General features: G+C 65.6%; 25 protein-coding genes. 7 read left to right on the forward strand and 18 right to left on the reverse strand.

Annotated features, from left to right (window positions below):
- Positions 1-121 precede the first annotated feature (121 nt).
- Positions 122-1,018: a LysR family transcriptional regulator gene (locus tag HCZ97_RS08075; RefSeq protein WP_167688185.1), complete on the forward strand. Its 897-nt coding sequence runs from the start codon at positions 122-124 to the stop codon at positions 1,016-1,018.
- 11 nt (positions 1,019-1,029) lie between these two features.
- Here the strand turns inward: HCZ97_RS08075 and HCZ97_RS08080 are convergent, their stop codons facing one another.
- The 3 genes from HCZ97_RS08080 to HCZ97_RS08090 all read right to left on the reverse strand — a co-directional run bounded on the left by HCZ97_RS08080 (position 1,030) and on the right by HCZ97_RS08090 (position 3,593).
- Complete coding sequence (locus tag HCZ97_RS08080; protein WP_167688186.1) at positions 1,030-1,653, reverse strand: SMC-Scp complex subunit ScpB; 624 nt, start codon at positions 1,651-1,653, stop codon at positions 1,030-1,032.
- Complete coding sequence (locus tag HCZ97_RS08085) at positions 1,650-2,612, reverse strand: DUF1403 family protein (RefSeq protein WP_167688187.1); 963 nt, start codon at positions 2,610-2,612, stop codon at positions 1,650-1,652. The genes HCZ97_RS08080 and HCZ97_RS08085 overlap by 4 nt, the downstream gene beginning before the upstream one ends.
- A 72-nt stretch (positions 2,613-2,684) precedes the next feature.
- Positions 2,685-3,593, reverse strand: a complete 909-nt coding sequence (locus HCZ97_RS08090; protein WP_217701748.1) for a LysR substrate-binding domain-containing protein — start codon at positions 3,591-3,593, stop codon at positions 2,685-2,687.
- 118 nt (positions 3,594-3,711) lie between these two features.
- On the opposite strand from HCZ97_RS08090, the gene HCZ97_RS08095 reads away from it, so the two are divergent.
- Positions 3,712-4,146: a hypothetical protein gene (locus HCZ97_RS08095; protein ID WP_167688189.1), complete on the forward strand. Its 435-nt coding sequence runs from the start codon at positions 3,712-3,714 to the stop codon at positions 4,144-4,146.
- A gap of 46 nt (positions 4,147-4,192) precedes the next feature.
- Positions 4,193-4,993: an SDR family oxidoreductase gene (locus tag HCZ97_RS08100; RefSeq protein WP_167688190.1), complete on the forward strand. Its 801-nt coding sequence runs from the start codon at positions 4,193-4,195 to the stop codon at positions 4,991-4,993.
- Between the two features lie 205 nt (positions 4,994-5,198).
- Here HCZ97_RS08100 and HCZ97_RS08105 read toward each other — a convergent pair whose 3' ends face one another.
- Both HCZ97_RS08105 and HCZ97_RS08110 read right to left on the reverse strand, forming a co-directional pair.
- Complete coding sequence (locus HCZ97_RS08105) at positions 5,199-5,876, reverse strand: response regulator transcription factor (protein ID WP_167688191.1); 678 nt, start codon at positions 5,874-5,876, stop codon at positions 5,199-5,201.
- A 9-nt stretch (positions 5,877-5,885) separates the two neighbouring features.
- The gene (locus tag HCZ97_RS08110; protein WP_254871418.1) at positions 5,886-7,412 is read right to left on the reverse strand and encodes a HAMP domain-containing sensor histidine kinase; all 1,527 of its coding nucleotides are present in this window, start codon (positions 7,410-7,412) and stop codon (positions 5,886-5,888) included.
- 215 nt (positions 7,413-7,627) lie between these two features.
- Between HCZ97_RS08110 and HCZ97_RS08115 the strand changes: the two genes are divergently transcribed.
- Complete coding sequence (locus HCZ97_RS08115) at positions 7,628-7,840, forward strand: hypothetical protein (protein WP_167688193.1); 213 nt, start codon at positions 7,628-7,630, stop codon at positions 7,838-7,840.
- A gap of 11 nt (positions 7,841-7,851) precedes the next feature.
- On the opposite strand, the gene HCZ97_RS08120 is transcribed toward HCZ97_RS08115, so the two are convergent.
- From HCZ97_RS08120 to HCZ97_RS08160, 9 genes are all read right to left on the reverse strand, one after another.
- Positions 7,852-8,643 (reverse strand): ABC transporter permease, encoded by a 792-nt coding sequence (locus HCZ97_RS08120; RefSeq protein ID WP_167688194.1) that lies wholly within the window; start codon positions 8,641-8,643, stop codon positions 7,852-7,854.
- Positions 8,640-9,359 (reverse strand): ABC transporter ATP-binding protein, encoded by a 720-nt coding sequence (locus tag HCZ97_RS08125; RefSeq protein WP_167688195.1) that lies wholly within the window; start codon positions 9,357-9,359, stop codon positions 8,640-8,642. Before HCZ97_RS08125 ends, HCZ97_RS08120 begins: the two co-directional genes overlap by 4 nt.
- A complete protein-coding gene (locus HCZ97_RS08130; RefSeq protein ID WP_167688196.1) occupies positions 9,356-9,964 on the reverse strand; it encodes an ABC transporter ATP-binding protein in 609 nt (202 codons plus the stop codon). Before HCZ97_RS08130 ends, HCZ97_RS08125 begins: the two co-directional genes overlap by 4 nt.
- Positions 9,961-10,713 (reverse strand): ABC transporter permease, encoded by a 753-nt coding sequence (locus HCZ97_RS08135; RefSeq protein WP_167688197.1) that lies wholly within the window; start codon positions 10,711-10,713, stop codon positions 9,961-9,963. Before HCZ97_RS08135 ends, HCZ97_RS08130 begins: the two co-directional genes overlap by 4 nt.
- Before the next feature lie 14 nt (positions 10,714-10,727).
- The gene (locus HCZ97_RS08140; RefSeq protein WP_167688198.1) at positions 10,728-11,705 is read right to left on the reverse strand and encodes an ABC transporter substrate-binding protein; all 978 of its coding nucleotides are present in this window, start codon (positions 11,703-11,705) and stop codon (positions 10,728-10,730) included.
- A gap of 72 nt (positions 11,706-11,777) precedes the next feature.
- Positions 11,778-12,032, reverse strand: a complete 255-nt coding sequence (locus HCZ97_RS08145; RefSeq protein ID WP_167688199.1) for a PepSY domain-containing protein — start codon at positions 12,030-12,032, stop codon at positions 11,778-11,780.
- 12 nt (positions 12,033-12,044) lie between these two features.
- Complete coding sequence (locus tag HCZ97_RS08150; RefSeq protein ID WP_167688200.1) at positions 12,045-12,485, reverse strand: hypothetical protein; 441 nt, start codon at positions 12,483-12,485, stop codon at positions 12,045-12,047.
- An 11-nt stretch (positions 12,486-12,496) separates the two neighbouring features.
- Positions 12,497-13,471, reverse strand: a complete 975-nt coding sequence (locus tag HCZ97_RS08155) for a YVTN family beta-propeller repeat protein (RefSeq protein ID WP_167688201.1) — start codon at positions 13,469-13,471, stop codon at positions 12,497-12,499.
- Positions 13,472-13,483: 12 nt separating this feature from the next.
- Positions 13,484-14,674 carry an ABC transporter substrate-binding protein gene (locus tag HCZ97_RS08160; RefSeq protein WP_167688202.1) on the reverse strand — a complete coding sequence of 397 codons (1,191 nt, stop codon included), beginning with the start codon at positions 14,672-14,674 and terminating at the stop codon, positions 13,484-13,486.
- 150 nt (positions 14,675-14,824) lie between these two features.
- On the opposite strand from HCZ97_RS08160, the gene HCZ97_RS08165 reads away from it, so the two are divergent.
- From HCZ97_RS08165 to HCZ97_RS08175, 3 genes are read left to right on the forward strand one after another with little or no spacing between them, the layout of a single operon-like run.
- Positions 14,825-15,316: a DUF3280 domain-containing protein gene (locus HCZ97_RS08165; RefSeq protein ID WP_167688203.1), complete on the forward strand. Its 492-nt coding sequence runs from the start codon at positions 14,825-14,827 to the stop codon at positions 15,314-15,316.
- Positions 15,313-15,858: an SRPBCC family protein gene (locus HCZ97_RS08170; protein WP_167688204.1), complete on the forward strand. Its 546-nt coding sequence runs from the start codon at positions 15,313-15,315 to the stop codon at positions 15,856-15,858. The genes HCZ97_RS08165 and HCZ97_RS08170 overlap by 4 nt, the downstream gene beginning before the upstream one ends.
- On the forward strand, positions 15,842-16,834 hold the full coding sequence (locus tag HCZ97_RS08175) for a YncE family protein (RefSeq protein WP_368484338.1): 993 nt from the start codon (positions 15,842-15,844) through the stop codon (positions 16,832-16,834). Before HCZ97_RS08170 ends, HCZ97_RS08175 begins: the two co-directional genes overlap by 17 nt.
- A 3-nt stretch (positions 16,835-16,837) precedes the next feature.
- On the opposite strand, the gene HCZ97_RS08180 is transcribed toward HCZ97_RS08175, so the two are convergent.
- From HCZ97_RS08180 to HCZ97_RS08195, 4 genes are all read right to left on the reverse strand, one after another.
- Positions 16,838-17,395 carry a PQQ-dependent catabolism-associated CXXCW motif protein gene (locus HCZ97_RS08180; RefSeq protein ID WP_167688205.1) on the reverse strand — a complete coding sequence of 186 codons (558 nt, stop codon included), beginning with the start codon at positions 17,393-17,395 and terminating at the stop codon, positions 16,838-16,840.
- Positions 17,392-18,174 (reverse strand): substrate-binding domain-containing protein, encoded by a 783-nt coding sequence (locus HCZ97_RS08185; RefSeq protein WP_254871424.1) that lies wholly within the window; start codon positions 18,172-18,174, stop codon positions 17,392-17,394. Before HCZ97_RS08185 ends, HCZ97_RS08180 begins: the two co-directional genes overlap by 4 nt.
- Before the next feature lie 58 nt (positions 18,175-18,232).
- Positions 18,233-18,745, reverse strand: coding sequence for a c-type cytochrome, methanol metabolism-related (locus HCZ97_RS08190; RefSeq protein ID WP_167688207.1), 513 nt, complete (start codon positions 18,743-18,745; stop codon positions 18,233-18,235).
- Positions 18,746-18,827: 82 nt separating this feature from the next.
- Complete coding sequence (locus tag HCZ97_RS08195) at positions 18,828-20,630, reverse strand: methanol/ethanol family PQQ-dependent dehydrogenase (RefSeq protein ID WP_167688208.1); 1,803 nt, start codon at positions 20,628-20,630, stop codon at positions 18,828-18,830.
- Between the last annotated feature and the right edge of the window lie 77 nt (positions 20,631-20,707).

Genomic DNA, 20,707 nt, shown 5'->3' on the forward strand with positions numbered 1-20,707 from the left:
CTGCTGGGTTCCTTTTTCCTTGTCCCGCCCAGCATTCGGCCAGAGCCGGCGCGGGTCAAACAACTATCATTGCCCCTATCATGACTTATTCTTATATTGCACCCACCCCGGGGGATCTTCCATGGAATTGCGTCAACTCAGGCACTTCGTGACCATCGTGCGGTTCTCCAGCTTCAGCCTGGCCGCCGAAAAGCTGAACCTGACGCAGCCCGCGCTCAGCAAGAGCATCCGCACGCTGGAACAATCGCTGGGCCTGAAGCTGCTGGACCGGGGGCCGAACGGCGTGCGCCTGACGGTCTTCGGGGAAAGCCTGATGGGCTATGCAGAGCTGATCCTTTCGCTGACAGAGGAAGCCGCGGATGAGCTGGACGCGCTGCGCGGCGTGCGCAGCGGCACGCTTGAGGTCGGGGCGATGGCGGCGGTGCTGGGCTCCCTCCTGCCGCGCGCCGTGCAAAGCTTCATGGCGGCCCGCCCGGATATGGAGATCATCGTGCACGAAGGGCTGAACGACGCCATGCTAGAGGCGCTTTATGCCGGCAAGCTGGACGTGGTGCTGACCGTGCCGCCGGTGGATCACCTGCATGACGAATACGAATGGACCCCGCTGCGCAAGGAACCGATGGATATCGTGGTGGGCAAATCCCATCCGCTGGCGGATCGCGACGGGGTGGAGCTGGCCGATCTGACGCCCTTTTCCTGGGTGGTGCCCCCCCGGCCGGAACCGGACCGGATCAGCCTGGACGCGCTGTTTCTCAGCGCCGGCCTGCCCAAGCCCGCCATCGCGGTAGAGACGACATCGGTCACCTTCCTGGCCGGCATCCTGCTGCAATCGGATCACCTGAGCTACCTGACCCGGTCGAACATGTACACGACCTACACCGCCCTGAACGCCCTGACGACCCTGAAGATGACCGCCCCCACGTGGGATCGCACGGTCTGCGCGGTCTACCGGCGGCGCGGCACCATCCGCCCGGCGGTGCTGGCCTTCATCCAGGAATTGCAGGGCATCTTCAGCTAAACGCGGGGCCGTCACAGCCCTTCGCTGATGGGGGAGACCCCGCTGACCAGCAGTTCCGGCAGGTCGCGCAGACTTTGCAGATCGAAGGTCTCAAGGAAGGTATCGGTGGTGACGAACGTATGCGGCGCGCCGGTGCGCGGGGATCGCGGGCCACTGGCGATCAGCGATTTCAGGCGCAGGCGCGAAAGCAGGTCGCGGCTGACCTTCTTGCCGAAGATCGCCACCAGCCCGGCGCGGTCGATGGGCTGGTGATAGGCAATGGCGCAGAGCACGGCCATCTCCATCTCCGTGAACTCCAGGCCGCGTTCAGAGGCCGGTTTGACCGCCAGGATCGCCTCGGCGAACTCGGTGCGGGTGCGAAAGACCCAGCCCCCCGGCACCTGCGCCAGCACATAGGGCCGCCCGGTCAGCTCGGCCCGGATATCCTCGATCAGATCGGCGAGCGGGACCCCCTCTCCGACGATGCGCGCCAGGTGCTGGGGCGGGATGGGCACCGGGCTGGCGAACAGCGCTGCCTCTATCCGGCCCATCCAGATGCGCCGGCGCTGCGCGGGCGCAAGATCGGCAAGCTCCCGATCAAAGGGCGGCGGATCCGCAGAGCCGCTGGCGGAGGCCGTCTTCGCGCCCTTCGTCATGGCAGGATTCCGTAGAGGCGGAAGGTCGGGCGGCCCGTCAGCTCCCGCGCGACGCCAAGGCTGACCAGCCGGTCGCAGAACCGCCGCGCGGCGCGGTCGGTCATGGCAATGGACGTGCCCCGGATGCGCGGCGACAGCATGCCAGAGGGGGCAACGGCATCTTCGCTCAGGAACAGCTCCACCGCCGCGTCGGAGGCCTTCGAGCGCAGCTTGGGCGCGACGCGGCGCAGCGCCTCGGCCCGGCGGGACAGGTCCTGTGACAGCGCGATCGCACCCCGGACAGAGCGGAAGAGCGCGCGGCTGAGGGCCAGGTCGGCCCCCGGCCCGGTCCCCTCAAGCGCGCGCAGGTCGCGCTTGGCCAGGTGCAGGGCCGTCAGCGGCAGGATCTGACTGCGCCGCAGGGCGCGCGCCAGCACCACGTCCGACATGAGGCAGGCGATGCCTTCGGCGCGGTCATCGGCCAGAAGCACCGCGCGCATGATCCCGGCGCAGGCGGTGAGCGGCCCCTGGGTCTTCAGCTGATCGAGCGCCGTGGCCAGCCAGCCCTCCAGGTTGGGCCCCAGGCCGGGGCCGACCAGATCGGCCAGCTCCGCCTGCCATCCCCTGGTCCCAAGGCGGATCTTCAGCGCCGCGCGCCAGAAGACCAGCAGATCGCCATCGGGGCCGGGGGCCTCTCCCGGCGGGGTCAGGTGATAGGCGTCGCGGATCTCGCCCTCCTGCGCCAGACGCCCCTCAAGGGCAGAGGTCGCGGCAGAGGCGCTGAGCGCCAGGCGGTTGGCCAGCAATGCCTGCGGCACGGCAGCGTCAGGATCCGCCAGCAGCCCCTCAAGCAGGGCAAGGCCGGCACCGCAGAGAAAGGCCGCGTTCTCAGGGCTTTCCGGCATCCGCGCCGTCAGCCAACCGGGCAGGCCCGGCAGCGGGGGCAGCGCCGCAAGGGGGGACGGGGGATGGGCTGTCATGGGGCAAGCTTGTCCAATACCGGCGCTTATGTCCAGCGAACCCTGGGCGAACCGCCGCCCCGAAGCAGCCCGTCAGCCCGCCTGCTCTGCCGCCGCCTGTTCAGCCCGCGCGCGCAGCACCTCAAGGAATCCCCCCAGAAGCGGCGAGCGATCGCCCTGCCGGTGCAGCACATGCAGCGCCTGGGTCACGTTCAGATCGCGCACCGGAGCAAAGCGCACGCCATGGGGCGGGCGCCAGGCCTGCATGGCATTGGCCAGCCCCAGCCCCGATCCCATGCCCACCAGCGCCAGCATCTCTGCCTCGTTCACCGGATCGGCGTTGAAGCCGGGCGCGAACCCGGCCGCGGATAGCGCCGCACTCAGGTCATCGAACAGCCGGGGGCTGGCCGCGCGCTGGAACCCGACCAGCGGATAGCCCTTCAGATCACGCAGGTGCAGCTCCGGCAGGGCCAGCAGCGGGCAATCCTCTGGCAGGGCCAGGACGATGGGAATCCGCGCCAGGCAGATCGACACCAGGTCCGCCACCCCAAGCGGGTTATAGAGGATCGCCGCATCGACCTCATTCCGGCGCAGGGCGGCCAGCAGGGGGGCATGGGCCATGGTCGACAGGGTCACATCGGCCTCTGGCGTGGCCTGGCGGTAGGCGCGCAGCGCATCCGGCACCAGCCCGTGCCAGGCCGCGCTTTCGATCAGCCCCAGCCGCAGGATGCCATGGCGCCCCGCCGCTGCCTGCCGCGCCCGCCCGATGCCCGATTGCAGGCGCTGCTCCACCTCCTTCATCTCGGCCAGCATCACCTGGCCGGCGCGGGTCAGCCGCACGCCCCGGGGCAGGCGCTCGAACAGGGCAAAGCCCAGCTCTGCCTCAAGCAGGCGCACCTGGCGGCTCAGCGCGGGCTGCGCAATGCCCAGGCGCAGCGCCGCACGGCCGAAATGTTCGTCTTCCGCGACGGCGATGAAATAGCGAAGTTTTCTTGACAGCATGGCAACCGATAGCATTTCGGCATCGGTCCTGCCAATGCATTGAATTGGACCACCCCCCCGGCCCCGCCCCACAAAGACGGCAGACCAGCCCCCCGGGGCCCCCGTGGAAAGGACCGGAATGATCGACCCGCATTGCCATACCAGCAGCATCAAGGTGGCCCGCCCCGCAGACCAGGTCTTTGGCCTGATGGCCGACGGCATCCAGCAGGGCCAGTGGGCCTGGGGCAGTTTCGACCGCGAGGACCTGGGCCAGGGCGTCTATGCCGGCACCTCCATGTTCGACGGCGGGCGCACCTTCGTGCGGCTCAACGTCGATGCCGACCGCCTGCTGGTGGATTACGACGTGGGCCGCGCCCCGGATGCCCTGGCTTTTCGCAACAGCGCCCGCGTCCTGCCGGGGGTCCTGCTGGGCCATGAAGAGGGCAGCTGCGTCGTCACCCTGATGACCTGGCGCCACGTGAACCAGGACGAAGCCGCCTGGCTTCAGACCTCCACCATCCACGAAGCGGAAATGTTCCTCATTCGCGGCCTGGCCGAACGCGCCGCAGGTTAAGGCGCGCGACGGGCACGACAGACACAACAGGAAAGGCAAGCCAAAGATGGATCTGAGCGGAAAAACAGCGCTTATCACGGGCGGCACCCACGGCCTTGGCGGCACCATCGCGACAGAGCTGCACGCAGCCGGCGCAAACGTGCTGATCACCGGGATCGAGGACGAGGCGGGCAAAGCCCTGGCCGGGACCCTGGGCGAGCGCGCGGCCTATCACCGTATGGACCTGTCCCGTGACGGCGATATCGACGCCGCGCTGGCCGACTGCCGCGACCGTTTCGGCAAGCTCGACATCATTGTGCACAACGCCTGCTCCTACCTGGATTCCGGCCTGTCCACGGCGCGGGAGGATTGGCTGACCTCTCTCAACATCAACGTGGTCGGGGCCTCTGTCCTGGTGGACAAGGCGCGGCCCATGCTGACCGCTCCCGGCGGCGTGGTGGTGCTGATCGGCAGCGTGTCGGGCAAGTCCGGCAACCATTCGCGCGGCCCCTATTCCGTCAGCAAGGCCGCCATCGCGCAGCTGGCAAAGCTGATGGCGGTGCAACTGGGCACCGATGGCATCCGCGCGCTGACCGTCAGCCCGGGCTGGACCTGGACCCCGCCGATGGAGGCGATGACCGATGGCGACCGCGACATCGCTGACAAGGCCGGCGCAAAGGTGAACCTGCTGGGCCGTGTGGGGCGTCAGAAGGAAGTGGCCAACGCGGTGGTCTTCGCCGCCTCTGATGCCGCCTCCTGGGTGACGGGCTGCGACATCCCGGTGGACGGCGGCTTTACCACGCTGGCCTCTGACCAGGGCCTTGGCCCGCGCCACTGGTGCAGCGTGATCGCGTCAGAGCAGTCCTGAACCGGGCATGAAGGTACTGCGGGGCGCCATGGTGCGCCCCCGCACATTACCAAACCGCTGCCCCACCGCGCGCTGCGCACCGACGTGATACCGACGTCATACCGACGTGAAACAGACATGGCACCGACGCGGTCCGCAGCCCCCGCCGCGCCCCTGCATTTTTGCACAGAAAGCCCTTGTTTTGCGGGTGTTCAGCGGTGCCGGATCACTCGATCCGGGGGGCCAGTCCATCCAGGCAGAAGCCCCGGTTGCGCTGCGTGCGGATCTCGAAACCAAAGTCCCGCCCGGCCAGTTTTCGGCGCAGGTAGCCGATGTAGACATCCACCACATTTTCGGTGCTTGAGCCCTCTCCGGCCCAGAGCGTATCGAAGATTTTCCCCCGGGACAGCGGCGTTCCGGCATTCTCCGCCAGCGTCTGCAACAGGTGAAATTCCCGCTCCGTCAAGGTGATAGCCATGTCCGACAGGCGCAGGCTGCGGTCCGCCACGGAGAGGATCGCCGGCGTGGGGCGGCTGTCATGGGCGCGTTTTTCCTGCACCTTCAGGCGCGCGATCAGCTCATCGAAGTCGAAGGGTTTGACGATGTAATCATCCGCCCCGGCCTCAAGCCCCGCAGCGCGGTGATCGACATCCGACAGGGCCGACAGCATGATGATCGGCGCGCCGACCCCGGCAGCGCGCGCCGCCCGGACCAGTTCCACGCCGGTGTCCGCGCCCAGCATGACATCGCAGATGACCCCGTCGAAGGCCTCGCTCGTCAGGCGCTGCAATCCCCGGTCGGCCCGATTTTCTGCAGCAGTTTCATAGCCATGCATCGCCAGCCCCCGCGCCAGGGCAGCGGTGATTCCGGGGTCGTCGTCGATGATGAGCAAACGCGCGGCCATGGAACCTTTCTATGCCTCGCGGCGCGGAAAGCGAATGGAAACCTTGGTCCCGGTCGCCGCGCCGATGGCCTCTGCCCGGGCCACGGGGCTTTGCAGGGCGATCTGGCCCTCCTGCGCCTCCACGACCCAGCGGGCCAGCGCCAGCCCGATGCCGAACCCGACAGAGCTTGCCCCGCGCACGAAACGGTCGAACAGGTGGTCCTGCTCTGCCTCGGGAACCCCCGGGCCGTTGTCCAGCACCGTGATCCCCACGACACCCGGTTCCGCGATCGGCTCCAGCCGGATCGCGCCGCCCTCCCGCGCATGGCGGATGGCGTTGCGCACAAGGCCCACCGTGACCTGACGCAGCCAGTTGGCATCGGCCATGGCCGGCAGCGCGGGCCCCGGCACCAGCTCAAGCATCATGCCGGCGCTGTCGCATTCGGCCCCCACCTCTTCCTGGACCTGGGTGAGAATGACAGACAGGTCAACCTGTTGAACATCCAGCGCAAGTTCACCGCTTTCAGAGCGCGCCACGCGCAGAAGGTCGTCGATCCGCCGGTTCAGCCGCTCTGCCCGCTCACCGATGCGGGTAAAGGCTGGATCGGCCTCTGGCCCCTGTTTCACGCCGATCTGCGCCTCCATCAGGATGACGGTCAGGGGCGTGCGCAGCTCATGGCCGATATCGGCAAAGAAGCGGCGGCGGTTCTCATCCGTGCGGGCCAGCTCTGCATTGGCTGCGCGCAGTTCGGCGGTGCGCTGCAGGATGGTTTCGTTCAGGGCATCGCGGTCCGCGCGCACGGTGGCCTCGCGCTGTGACAGGGCCTGGGCCATGCGGTTGGTTTCCGCGTAAAGGTGGCCGATCTCGTCATCGCGGGTTTCAGGCAGGGCGACCGCGTAATTCTCATGCCCGATCTGGCGCGCGGCATCCCGCAACCGGTCCAGCCGCAGGAACTGGGGCCGCACCAGCCCGAAGTAGAAGGCCAGCGCGATGCAGACCGACAGCGCCCCGATGAGGACCGCCACAAGGGACAAGCGGTGCCGCAGCCGTTCGACCCCGGCCAGAATATCGTTGCGAAACAAGAGCTCTGCGTTGACGGCCTGGTTGAGCAGCGGATCGAAGGAAGAGGCAAAACCGTTGATCCGCGCGCGCAGCTGATCCTTGTCAGCGTCTCGACCGGACAGCCCGACGATGGTACTCTCCAGCAGGGCTTGCATGCGTGCCAGGCCAAGCGACTGGGTTCCGAAGCGCGATTGCGCGTCCAGTCCCAGGGCCTCGACCTGGATGACAGCCTTTTCAAGATCGGCCCGAAGCAGGCCGAAGGTCTGGGCTATGTCCCGGACGACCGGCGCGATCCTGTCGCCCAGGTCGGGTCCCGTCAGCTCTGCTTGGATTGCTTCCGTCGAGACGACCAGAAACGTGGACACCTGGGTAGAAAGGTTCGAATAGCGCGAAATACGCGTTTCAGCGTTCAGGGCCATCTCAAGCCGGTCCCCAACCGCTGTCATGCCGAAATAGAGCGTTGCGACGGTCAGAATCGTTCCTGCGGTCAGCAAGGCGCCCCCTGCCCCCAGTCGTGCCTTCAGGGAAAAGTTTCTGCGTCGCAGCATCCCACGCCGCCCAATTCTGCGGCGAAGCGGGCGGATTTGCTCCGATATCATGCAAACTCCCCAAGGATCTGCCCGATGGCACGACCGCGCTTCACCGGATGATAAGGCATGCCGGGCCAGGGTCGAATACGACCAAAGGATGTATTGCTAAGGGATTTGTCATGATCGAATTGCTTTTCGTCACCTGCATGGCCGCCACGGCCCCCCAGTCCGAAGCCTGCCGCGAACGCAGCCTGCTTTTCACCGATGTCACCCCGATGATGTGCATGATGGGCGCCCAGCCCCAGCTTGCCAAGTGGGTCCAGGAGCATCCGGGCGAACAGGTCAGAAGCTGGAAATGCCGCGTCGTGGATAATTCGGAACGCGACGCCTGAGGGCCGCGCTTTCAGACCTTGCGCTTCATCAGACCCCGGGCCGGATCGTAACCCCATAGCGCCAGAACCGCGAAAACCGCCGTGGTGCCCAGCACCCAGAGAAGGGCGGACAGGTTGAATTGCAGGTAGAGCAGGAAGCGGACCAGCTCGACCACGTGGGTGAAGGGGTTGAGCGCACAGATCCGGTAGAGAAGCTCAGAGCTTTCGGCCATCTTCCACAGCGGGTAGAGCGCCGAGGACAGGAAGAACATCGGGAAGATGACAAAGTTCATCACCCCGGCAAAGTTTTCAAGCTGGCGGATCAGGCTGGACAACACCAGGCCAAGCGCCCCCAGCATCAGCCCCCCCAGGAACAGCCCCGGCAGCGCGGCGACATAGCCCCAGCCGGGCATGGTGATGTCGAAAAGCGCAGCAATGCCAAGGAAGGCATAGACCTGCAGCACGGAAATCGCGCTGGAGCCCAGCAGGCGGCAGAACAACAGCCACCAGCGGGGCAGCGGGCTGGTCAGCAGCAACCTCATCGAGCCCATCTCGCGGTCATAGACAAGCGACAGGGAGCTCTGCATCCCGTTGAACAACAGGATCATCGCGCAAAGGCCGGGCACGATGTAGGTCTCATAGGTGATGTAGGTCTGATAGGGCCGGATGATCGACACGCCAAGCGCGGCGCGAAAGCCGGCGGCGAAGATCAACAGCCAGACCAGCGGGCGCACGAGAGCGGACAGGAACCTCTCGCGCTGATGGATGAAGCGCAGGAACTCGCGCCCGACGATGGCGCGCAGGGCGATCAGCCAGCCGTTCATGCCGGGGCTCCGGTCACGCTTTGAAACCAGTCCGACAGGCTGAGCGCACCGCGGATCTCTCCGCTGCGGCCCGCCGTCAGGATTTCACCCCGGTGCAGGACCAGCAGGTCGTCGCTGTCGCGCACCTCGTCCGTCAGGTGGGTGGTCCAGAGCACGCAGAGCCCCTGGTCGGCCAGGTCATGCACATGCGCCACGATGCTGGCGCGGGAGGCCGCATCAAGACCCACGGTCGGCTCATCCAGCAGCAGCACCTGGGGATCATGCAGCAGGGCGCGGGCCAGCTCGGTGCGCCGGCGGTGCCCGCCGTTCAGCGAGCGCACCTTTTCATGGGAGCGTTCCGCCATGTCGAGCCGGGAGAGCACGGCGTCGATCCGCGCGTTCAGCCCGCGGCGCGGAATGCGGTGCAGGGCGGCGAAATAGGCCAGGTTCTGGCGCACGCTCAGGTCCAGGTCCAGGGTCGGCTGCTGGAAGACCACGCCCAGCCGGGCCAGCGCCTTGCCCGGGCTGCGCCCCAGGTCCTGTCCCGCGATATGGATCGCACCGGAGGGTGAGACCAGCAGTCGCGTCAGCAGCGACACCAGCGTCGATTTCCCCGCGCCGTTCGGCCCCAGCAGGGCACAGAAGCGCCCCGGCGGCACGGCAAAGCTGACATGGTTCAGCGCTTGTTTCGCCCCGTAGCTGAAGCTCAGATCCTGCACATCCAGACCGCCGGTCACGCTGCATCCGCCTTTTGCGACAGGGTTGCGGGGCGGCCTGAAAGCGCGATCACCCGGTCGGCCAGCCGGTCGGCCTCGGCCCTTGCATGGGTGACGAAAAGGGTCGCCGGGCGTGCCTCGGCGATGAGGGTTTCGGTGAGAGAGAGCATCTGGTCGGCCATTTCGGGATCAAGGGAGACGAAGGGTTCATCCATAACCAGGAACTCCGGCGCGCCGGCAAAGGCGCGCGCTAGCGCCAGGCGGCGTTGCTGGCCCAGGGACAGCTGGCCCGGAAAGGCCTCGTCGCGCCCGGCAAGCCCGACCTTTTCCAGCGCCTCGCGCGCAGCCACTGCCCCCAGGGTCGGGTGCGGGATCAAGAGGTTGTCCAGCGCATTGCGCCAGGGCAGCAGGTTGGGTTCCTGGAAGACGATGGCCATGTTTTCAGGCCGCGTCACCCGGCCTTCGAAACGGGTGTCGATCCCGGCCATGATCCGCAGGATGGTGGATTTCCCGATGCCCGAGGGCCCCAGAAGCGCCACGGTTTCCCCCGGCGCGATGGTGAACTGCACCTGCCCCAGAACCTGCTGTTCGCCAAAGAACTTCGATGTGATGTCAGCCCGGATCACGCGGTTCTCCACCGCCGGACGCGGCGCTCCCAGGGTTGCAGCAGCGCCCATTCCACCGTCAGCATCACGGCGATGAAGGACAGCGCATAGACCAGCACCATGGTGACGTCGAAGAGCTGGAAATATAGGTGGATCTGGAAGCCGACGCCGTTCGAACGGCCCAGGAATTCGACCACCAGGACGATCTTCCAGATCACCGCCACGCCGGAGCGGGCCGCGGCGGTGATGAAGGGCGCCAGCTGCGGCAGGGTGACATGGCGCATCCGCGCCCACCAGGACATGCGATAGACCTTGGCCATCGCATCCAGCTCTGGGCTGAGCGCGCGCGCCCCTTCACGCACGACGGTAGCGACATTGGGGATCTTGTTCAGCGTCACGGCAATGATCGCCGCCGTCTCATTGAGCCCGATCCAGAGATAGCACAACACGATCAGCACCAGCGCGGGCAGGTTCAGGAAGATCACCAGCCAGGGATCGAGCCAGCGATTGACCCGCTCGGACCGCCCCATCGCCAGGCCCAGCGTGACCCCGATCGCCATGGCCAGCGCGAAGGCCCAGATCACCCGCAGCAGCGTCGCGCCCAAGTGATAGAGCAGCGTGCCAGAGGCAAGCTCCCGCGCCGCCGGGGCAATCAGCGCCCAGGGTTGGGGCAGGACCGTCGGATCCGCCGTCAGGGTGGCGCAGACGACCCAGAGCAGCAGCAGACCGACGATCGACAGGACGGGCGTGGTCACGCCGGAATGGCGCATCAGGGCAGCCGACCTCACTTGATGTCGGCAAACAAGCCGTCAGGCACGGAGGTCGCCTTGCCCACCAGTTCCTCGCCGCCCAGATCGTTCATCAGGGCCAGCAGCTTGTTCGCGCCCTCGATATCCACCGGGCCACGGGCGGGCGTGCCGGCCAGCCAGTCGGCCTTGAGCACGTCGAATTGCGCGTCATTGGCCGCATTCATGGCAGGGCGGATCGCCTCCCAGGCGGCGGGGTCGGTGGCCAGCAGATCCTTGGCATCGCGGCTGGCATCGTAAAGTGCCTGGGCGATGTCGGGGTTCTCTGCCAGGTAGCTTTCCTTCATGAAGTAGCCCAGCAAAGGCGTGTCGGTGTTCAGCCCAAGCGCCTTGCCCGCAGTCTCGACCGAGATCACCTCTTCCATGCCGGCGGCCTTCATCTTGGCCAGGAAATGCCAGAAGTTGATCGCCCCTGTCAGATCCCCGCTGAGCCCGGTCTTGAAGATCAGCGGCGGCGCGCCGTAGACCTGTTCGGTCACCTCGGCCAGGTCCATGCCGTATTCCTGCTGGGCATAGGCGCGCAGGATCAGCCAGGATTTGTCGAGCGGCCCGCCCGCGATGCCGACCTTGCCCCCGGCCAGCTCCTGCAGGGTTTCCATGCCGCTGCCCTTGGGCGCGACAAGCCCGCCGACCGCCTTGGAATAGGGGACAAAGACGTAATCCTTGCCAGCCGCCCGCTGCCGCGCGACCCAAATCCAGTCGGCCACGGCGATATCGGCCTCTCCGCCCTCCACGGCGACGCGGGTCGCGCCGTTGTCGGCATAGGGCATGACCTCAAGCTCGAAGCCATTGGCCGTGTCCAAGTCGTTGTCGGTGATCGTCTGAAGCTCCCAGTTGACGGTGCCGATCTTCAGCACCGCCGCCCGCATCTTTGGCAGATCCTGGGCAAAGGCCGGGACGGCGATGGTCAGGGCGACCAGAGCGCAAAGCGCGCGGCGCGTGATGGAACCAGGCATGTCGTATCTCCCTTTTGGCGCGCGGCACTCCGACCGCTTTGGCTTGAAGTGGATCGGCGGGGGCCGGCGGGTCTATTCCGCCCGGCGACTGACCTCTTTCAGGTCCTTGTCGAGCTTGATGTCGAACTGGTTGCCGCCTTCGCAGATCACGTCGTCCAGGTCGTAGCCGTCGTCCTCCATCTCGATATCGTCGGGGTCCATCTGGCAGTTCATCTCCGTCAGCATGGCAGTGATCTTGTCCACGGTGTCCTGCGGGACCTCGTGGTGATCGGCCAGGGCGGGGGCGGCGATGAAGCTGGCAAGGGCAAGGGCGATAATGCGTTTCATGTCAGGGCCTTCCTATTGGATGCTGATTCGGATCTGTTGCGCGTCACCGGTCGAGCCGGGGATGCGCAGCACGTGGGTGCCGGGCTTGATGGCAATGAAGGAGAGCTCCGCCGTGCCGGCATCGTCGAACTCAAGCGAGTCGATCGCCATGGGGCGGACCTCGATCTTGTTGATGACGATCTCGTTCATCCAGATCGCGCGGAAGAAATCGGAGCCGGTCACCGCCAGTTCGGCAGAGCCATCGGCGGTGATGTTCATCTTGTAATAGGCACCCGATTGCAGGGTCACGTCCTCTCCGAGCGGCTGACCGGAGGCCAGCGTCACCTCGATCGGATCGCCCCGGTTGCAGGCGGCCAGCAGACCGGCAAAGCCCAGGTCATCGCAAAGCGGGGCCGCCGTGGCGGGCAGGGACAGGCCGAACAGCAAGGCGGCGGCGGGCAGGATCTTTTTCATCGCGGGCTCCTTCAATTGGGGGTCACGACCACGCCCCAGGGCTGCTGGCCGACCGGCACCGACTTGATCGCCTTTTCGGCGGCCACGTCGATCACGGTGATGTCGTTGGAATTGCCGTTGGTGGTCAGCAGGAAGTCCTGCCCCGGCGTGAAGGCCAGTTGCCAGACGCGCTGACCGACCAGGATGTAATCGATGACTTCCAGGCTTTCCCCGTCGATCACCGCCACCCGGTTCGCCGGGCCAAGGGCCACGAAAATGCGGCTGCCGTCCTGCGTGATCTTGATGCCGACGGGTTGCAGCCATTCGGGCAGCACGCCGGGCACCTCGAAGGCGATCTTGCCGACCATGCTGGGCGTGCCATCTTCGGCGATATCCATGACCGAAACCGTGCCGCCGATCTCTGACGAGACGAACAGCCGGGTGCCGTCATCGGTGTACTGGGCATAGCGCGGGCGCTGGTCGACCAGCACGTTGTGCTTGATCTGGTAATCCTCGGTCGAGATGAAATGCGCCATGTTGGTGGTTTCAGAGGTGTTCACCACCCACTTGGCATCCGGGCTGATCGCCATCCCTTCGGGTTCGACCCCCACCGGCACTTCCGCCTTGATGGTCCGGGTGCCGGTATCGGTCACCGTGACAAGGTTGTCGTCCTCGTTCGCGATGTAGAGGTACTGCCCCTCGGGATCGAGGACGAAGAGCTCCGGATCAGGGCCCGAGGGCAGACTTTCCAGCTCTTCGTAGGTCTCTGTATCGAAGACCCGCACGATATTGTCGTCCGAGGCACAGACATACAGCTTCGTGCCATCCGGGCTCATGGTGATGCCGCGCGGGCGGTTGCCGCCGTCGAATTCGGTCAGCACCTCCCATGTTTCCGTATCAACGACGGTGATCGTGTTGCCGCGTTCGTTGGACACGAAGGCCTTGTTGGCCAGGGCCGGCGTGGCGGCCATCAGGGCAAGCAGGGAAGAGGCAAGGAGCGTTTTCATCAAGCGTTCCAATCAGTTGAAAGCGGTGCAGTCGGTTTCCGGGCGATCAAGACCCAGCGTATCCAGGGGCGAGGTCTGGTGCAGGAAGCCCTCTTGCGGGCTGACGCTGACGGTGATCATGCCGTCGTAAAGCAGGATCGGCTGGCGCAGCTGGCCGTTCCAGTCGCGGAAGGTCACCTTCTGGCCCTTGAAGGCGGCCAGCTCGAAGGCGCCTGACAGCGCGTAATCCCGGATCTCCTGGGGGTCGTTGGTATTGGCGCGGGTCACGGCCTCTCCGATCACGCGCAGGGCCAGCCAGACGTTGTAATCCTCGGGCCGTGCGTAGCGGCCTGTCAGGTCCTCGAAGCGGGTCTGGAACTGGGTCGTGCCCCAGGCCTCATGCGCGGCGTGGAAGGTGACCGGGCGCAGGCCTGCGGAGCCCATGACGGGGCGCGGGGTGGCCAGGTGATAGGGCAGGTAGCGGGCGAAGTAATCGGTGTCATCAGCCGCGACCAGCACGTCATGCCGCTTTGCCCCCTGGGTGAACGCGGGCAGTTGCCGCTGCACCAGAACGTGGCCGCTGTCTGTGCGCCGCGACCCGCCCGTGTCCTCGAATTCGCGTTCCTCCGTGATCTCCACCCCGAATTTCCGGGCGGCGCGGCGGTAGGCATCGGCCAGCGCCTGGTCCGCCGGGTTGGAGCCGGACACAAGGAACCATTCGTCCCATTTCTTCCAGACCGCGAATTGCGCCACCGCATCGGCCAGCATCAGATTGGACGGCGCGATATGCAGAAGGGAGGCGCGACATTCACCGGAGCGCAGCTCGGCCTCCGGCGCGGTGGCGTTCAGCACCAGCGCGCCCTCTTGCGCGGCCCGGTCGGTCAGGCGCAGAAGGTCGGGCCCCTCTGCCATGACAACGATCAGGCGCACGCCATCCGCCAGCAACCCGTCGAGAGCGGCATCAGCATCCTCCGGGGAGGCGGAGACCTGAGCCGTCTCGTAGGTGTGACCAAGGAACGAACCCGTGGTGCCGTTGTCGTCATCGGCCAGCATGGCCCCGGCAAACCCCAGGTCGTCGGGAGTAAGGTCATATCGAGAGATCGGTAACAGGCGGGGAGAGTCGATGCGTAGCACCGCCGCCCTTACATCCAGAGCACTGGCCTGACCGGCCAGACCCATGCACATCAGCGCCGCCGAAAGCGGGGCAAAAATCCGTCTCAACATGTCCTCCCCACCCCGTTACCGTTTCGAGCTTGTTCTTGATATCCCAAGAGAAACGGGGCCTCCGCGCAACCGATACTTTTGGTCCGGTTGCCTGATCGAAGGTAACAACTGCACGATGAACTGCGACTCTTAATTTCTAAGAATGGTTTCATGCAGCTGGTCCTGGCCGCCCTTCTGATCGCCCTTGGCACGCCTGCGATTGCGCAGGAAAGCGTGGCGTTTTTCGGCGTGACCCTGCTGGATTCCTCGCTGCAAAGCGCAGAGCTGGGCGCCGCCCCCGCAGAGCAGACGCGCCTTGAGATGCTTGAGGAGCTGATCGCGGATCGCTTCACGCAGGAAGGCTATGAATTGCTGGATCTGGCGCCGGTCGCGGCGGACCTGGACAGGGTCGTGAACCCGGCGAAATGCTATGGCTGCGACGTGCGGATGGCGGACAAGCTGGGCGCTGATTTCATACTGGTGGGCGAAGTTCAGAAGGTCTCGAACCTGATCCTGACGATGAACCTGCAAATGAGGGACCCGGGAACGGGTCAGACGGTGAAGGGGCGCGTGGTCGACATACGCTCCAACACCGATGAAGCCTGGCTGAGGGGGATGAAATACATCCTCAAGACGGCCTTTTTTCCACCGGAGGGGAAATGAAGAAACGTACTTTCATGAGTCTGGTGCTGGCCACGATGCTGGTGCCGGGACTGGCCGCAGCCCATGGGCCGACCCGCCAGAAGATCACGCTAACCACGGAGGTCGCCGCCGATCCGGCAGAGGTCTGGGAGGCCATCGGCGATTTCCAGGACATGAGCTGGCACCCGGTCGTCTTTTCGACGGAGGGTGAAGGCGGCAATGACATCGACGCCACCCGCCTGCTGACCCTCGGCGAAGCCGGCGGGCCGACCATCGCAGAGGTGCTCTACAAGTACAGCGACGAGAAGATGAGCTATTCCTACCGCATCACGGAGGTCGACGTGGCCGTGCTGCCGGTCACCAATTATTCCTCTCATCTCACGGTGAAACCGCTTGATAGCGGCGGCGCGCTGGTGGAATGGCGCGGGGCCTTCTACCGCGGCTACCCCAACAACGATCCGCCAGAAGAGCTGAACGACGAAGCCGCAATCGCCGCGGTCACCGATGTCTATGCCGCCGGGCTGGGCGCCCTTGTCGAGCGCTTCGGTGCGCCGTCGAACTAAGCCCGGCCGCCGCCTGACCGGCGCCACCATACCGGCTGCATCGGCCCGTGTTGTGGCCGCCATCCTGCTGGTCGCCTCCCCCCTGCCCGCCCTTGCGGACAGGGCCTATGTGACCTGCCAGAACGGGACGGCGCTGAGCGTTCTTGACCTGACCAGCGGGGCCGAGGTTGCGCGCTGGTCGGTGCCGGGCCAGCCTGCGGGCGTGGCCGTGGCCGCTTCCGGTGCGATCTACACCGTGGCGGCGGACAGCAAGACCATCCGCCGCCATGACCGCACGGGCCAGGTGCTGGCCGAGGTCACGCTGGACGGCGGCCCGATCGGTATCGCCCACGACGAATCCCGCGGGCGCATCTTCGTCTCTGACTGGTACAATGCCCGGATCTGGGTGCTGGCGGACCAGTCGCTTGAGCCCTTGCAGGAGCTGACCACAGGCGCGGCCCCGGCCGGGCTGGCGCTATCGCCTGACGGGCGGTTCCTGGCTTCTGCCGATCGCGATGCCGACCAGGTCTCGATCTTCGATGCCGGGACGCTTGCGCTGCTGCACCGCGTTTCGGTGGGCACCCGCCCCTTCGGACTGCGCTTTGCGCCTGACGGGCGGCTCTTTGCGGGCAATGTCGGCTCCGATGACCTCAGCATCCTGGACCCCGGCAGCGGTGCGCGGCTTGCCACGGTGCCGGTTGGCGCGCGCCCCTATGGCGTGGCCTTCGCCGCCGGGCGCGCCTTTGTCACCAATCAGTACGAGGATACCCTCAGCGTCATCGACCTGGCGACGCTGAAGGATCTGGGCCGCATCGACGTGGGCGAATACCCCGAGGGCATCGACACGACCGCCGAAGGCACGCGAATCGTGGTGGCGAACTGGTTCGAGAACACGGTGACGGTGGTGGATACGCAGAGCCTTCAGGTGGTGGCGGTGCTGGACACCTGCGACGGGCCGCGCGCCTTTGGCCGGTTCATTGCCGGCACGGCGGACTAGGGTCTATTCGGTGCCGGGCTGCGGTTCTTCGGGCAGGACGCGTTCCAGCGGATGGCCGGCGGCAGCCCAGCCATCCGTGCCCTGCGGCAGCCAGTAGACAGCGGAATAGCCCCATTCGACCGCGCGCCGGGCGGCATTCCAGCTCATCCAGCAATCCGTGAGGCAGAAGAACAGAATGGGTTGCGCCGGATCGCCCCCCGTCGCCTTGTCCAGCCCGCGGCGAAAGTAGGCGGCGGTGCTTTCGGCGATGGCTCCGTAACCCGTGTTCGGCAACCAGATCGCGCCGGGAATCGAGTCCCGCGGCTTGTCGCGCCAGATCGTCCCTTCGGGCAGATCGGGGGGCTTCGGGGGCTGGGGCAGCACGTCGATGAAGGCCACGTCGCCCTGCTCCCAGAGGTCACGCGCTTCTGCGACCCCGACGACCCTGGCGCCCGTCAGCGTGGCAGGCACCGGCGCGCGATAGTCCTGCATCCGGTAGCCGGGCGGTTCAGCCGGCGCGGTTTCAGCCGTGACCGCGCCCGGCAGAATTGCCAGCAGCAGGGCTGCCAGCCCCTTGATCATTGCGAGACGTCCAGCACGGAATCCCCCAGGTCTGAAATCAGCGGCACGCCTGCCTCTGCCAGGATGGCGTTGATCTCATCCTGGTTGCGGCGGATCAGCGAGTTCAGCTCGCGTTGCCAGACCTTTTCGCCCTGCCGAACCCCCATGGTGATCCGGTAATAGAGCTTGGGCGGCAGGGTTTCCCGGACCAGCGGAATGGCGGTGAAATCCGGGTGATCCTGCTGCACGAGCGGCCCGCCGATCGGCCCCCACAGGATCGCGGCATCGGTCTCTCCGGCCTCAAGATCCGCCAGCATGTCCTGCGCGGGGCTTTCGTGGCGGCGATCGACGAACAGATCATAGGAGCGCGCCTTGCCGATCAGCCCGTTGCGCGCCATGTGCGTGGCGGGCGGGCTGCCGGCGATGATGCCGATGCGCAGATCCTTCAGGCGGTCGTCCGACAGGGTGGTCACCTCTGCCAGCTCGCTGTCGCGCGGCACGATCAACACGTAGGTCGAGGTCATGTAGTGGTTGGTGTTCAGCACCAGCTCATGACCCTGCGCATAGCCCATGATCACGTCGCATTCCCGCGCTTTCAGCGTGTTGCGCACAAAGCCCGTGGCCATCGGATACCAAGTGTATTGCACCGGCAGGCCAAGCTTGTCCCCGACCAGGTCGGCCAGCTTGTTTTCAAAGCCCGACTGATCCTGCATGGACATCGGATCATTCGCCGGGTCCGCGCAGACCCGCAGCGCGCTGGTCGACACAAGGTCAGAGGTCTGCGCCTGGGCGTGTCCCATGGCCAGGACCGCCAGGCCCGCCGCAACCAGGCCCGGCGCGGTCAGGAAGCCAAGGGCCTTAGATACCCAGGCAGGCATTTTCATCCTCGCGGATCACGTCCGACTTGGCCTCTTTCTTGCCGGGACGGCCCCGCGGCACCACGTCCGCGCCGCGCGCCTTGAGGTAGATGTAGATATCGTCGAGGTAGCACATGACGTTCGGGTTATCCCCGAACGCCGGCATGACGGAGTTATCCGACGCAGAGACGCGCTTGCGTCCGTTCACGACCACGTCGACGAAGTCGTAGTAATCCATGTCGATCGCGGATTTCTTCAACGCCGGCGCATAGCTGGACCCTTCGCCTTCGGGGCCGTGGCAGACGTGGCATTCGGAGTGATAGCGACGGAAACCGGAATAGGTAAGCCAGTCGACGGTGCCATCCTCTTCCACGTTGTAGGTGGGGATGTCATCCTCGGTGAAATAGCGACCGTCCTCGGAGTAGGCAGCAGTCAGGTTGTCGGCTTCCTGTGCTGTCGCAGCGGTGGCGCCTGCGATCAGCGCCAGCGCGAGCAGTCTTCCCGTCAGTTTCATGTAGCTCACCTGTCTATGGAGGAATTTTCTGGATGGACCGGCGCGGCCTTGAAGCCGCGCCAGCCCTGTTTGGATGCGCCGATCAATCCGGCAGGGCAAAGACCGTCAGCTGACCGCCAAGCGCGGTGTAGTCACTGAGCGCGGCATAGCCGCCCACGGCGCCAAGACCGTCGTTAGGGTTGGTCAGGCCAGCCGCAAGGCCGATCCCGGCCCAGCCGCCGATCCCGGACAGGATGCCAAGGTACTGCTTGCCGCCCTGTTCGTAGGTCATGACGTTGCCGATGATGCCCGAGGGGGTCTTGAAGCTGTAAAGCTCTTCACCCGTCTCGGAATCCACCGCCTTCAGGTAGCCTTCAAGCGTACCGTAGAAGACGATGTCGCCCGCGGTCGCCAGGGCGCCGGACCAGACAGAGAACTGCTCCGCGATGGACCACTTGATCTCACCGTTGATGTTGTCCCAGGCGATGAAGTTACCCATGCCGCCGTGGCTGTCCGGGGCCGGGTACATCGCCAGGGTGGCGCCCACGTAGGGCTGACCGGCGGTGTAGGACACGCGGAACGGTTCGTAATCCATGCAGACGTGGTTCGTGGGAACATACATCAGCTCGGTCTTGGGCGAATAGGCCGCCGGCTGCTGGTCCTTGGAGCCAAGCGCCGCCGGGCAGATCCCGGTGGAGTTCACGTCTTCGCCGTTCTGCTCGGTCGAATATTCCGCCACCACGGCCGGACGGCCATAGGTGTCGGAGTTCGGGTCCATGTCGACGCCGGTCGTCCAGTTGACGGCAGGGTCGAACTTCTCTGCGACCAGCAACTCACCGGTGACGCGGTCCATGGTGTAGCCCAGGCCGTTCCGATCGAAGTGGGTCAGCAGCTTGCGCTCTTCCCCGTCGATCTCCTGTTCGGTCAGGATCATCTCGTTGACGCCGTCGTAGTCCCATTCATCGTGGGGCGTCATCTGGTAGAACCACTTGGCCATGCCGGTGTCGATGTCGCGGGCCATGACGGTCATGGACCAGCGGTTGTCACCGGGACGCTGCGCGGGGTTCCAGGTAGAGGGGTTGCCGGTGCCGTAATAGAAGAGGTTCTCTTCCATATCGACCGAATACCAGCCCCAGGTGGTGCCGCCGCCGATCATCCACTGATCGCCTTCCCAGGTATTGGTGCCGGAGTTCTCTCCGACCGGCTTGCCAAGGTGCGTGGTCTTTTCCGGATCGACCAGGATGTCCTCGTCCGGGCCCATGGAATAGGCGCGCCATTCCTGTTCGCCGGTTTCCATGTCGTAGGCAGTGACGGAGCCGCGCACGCCGAATTCACCGCCCGAAATGCCGACGATGACCTTGTCTTTCACCGGCAGAACGGTGGCCGTGTTGGTCTCGCCCTTGGAGGCATCGCCGTTCTGGGCTTCCCATTTCACTTCGCCGGTCTTGGCGTCCAGCGCGACGACCTTGGTATCGGCCTGGTGCAGGAAGATCTTGCCGTTGGCATAGGCGACACCGCGGTTGACCGTGTCACAGCACATCACCGGGATCACGTCCGGATCCTGCTTGGGCTCGTAGCGCCAGACGATCTTGCCCTCCTGCTCCAGGTCGAGCGCATAGACGATGTTGGGGAAAGGCGTATGAACATACATCATGTTGTCGACAACGAGGGGCGAGCCCTCATGGCCGCGCAGCACGCCGGTCGAGAAGGTCCAGGCGACCTGCAGGTCACCGACGTTCTCGGCGTTGATCTGGTCAAGCTCGGAGTAGCGCTGGTTCTTGTAGTCGCCGGTCTGGATCGCCCATTGCGTCGGGTCGTCCATCCTGGAGATCAGGTCGTCGTTTGCCATCGCCATCCCGGCGCAGCAAATGGCGAAGCCCGATGTCATCATCTTCAAGGTCTTCATGTCTTTTCCTCCCGAAAAGTGCGGCTTTCGCCGCTTCATGGCAGACCGGGTCTCCACCCTTCTCTGCCTCATGTGCC

It is taken from the genome of Pseudooceanicola sp. HF7 (genome assembly GCF_011806405.1).
Taxonomy (GTDB): domain Bacteria; phylum Pseudomonadota; class Alphaproteobacteria; order Rhodobacterales; family Rhodobacteraceae; genus Pseudooceanicola.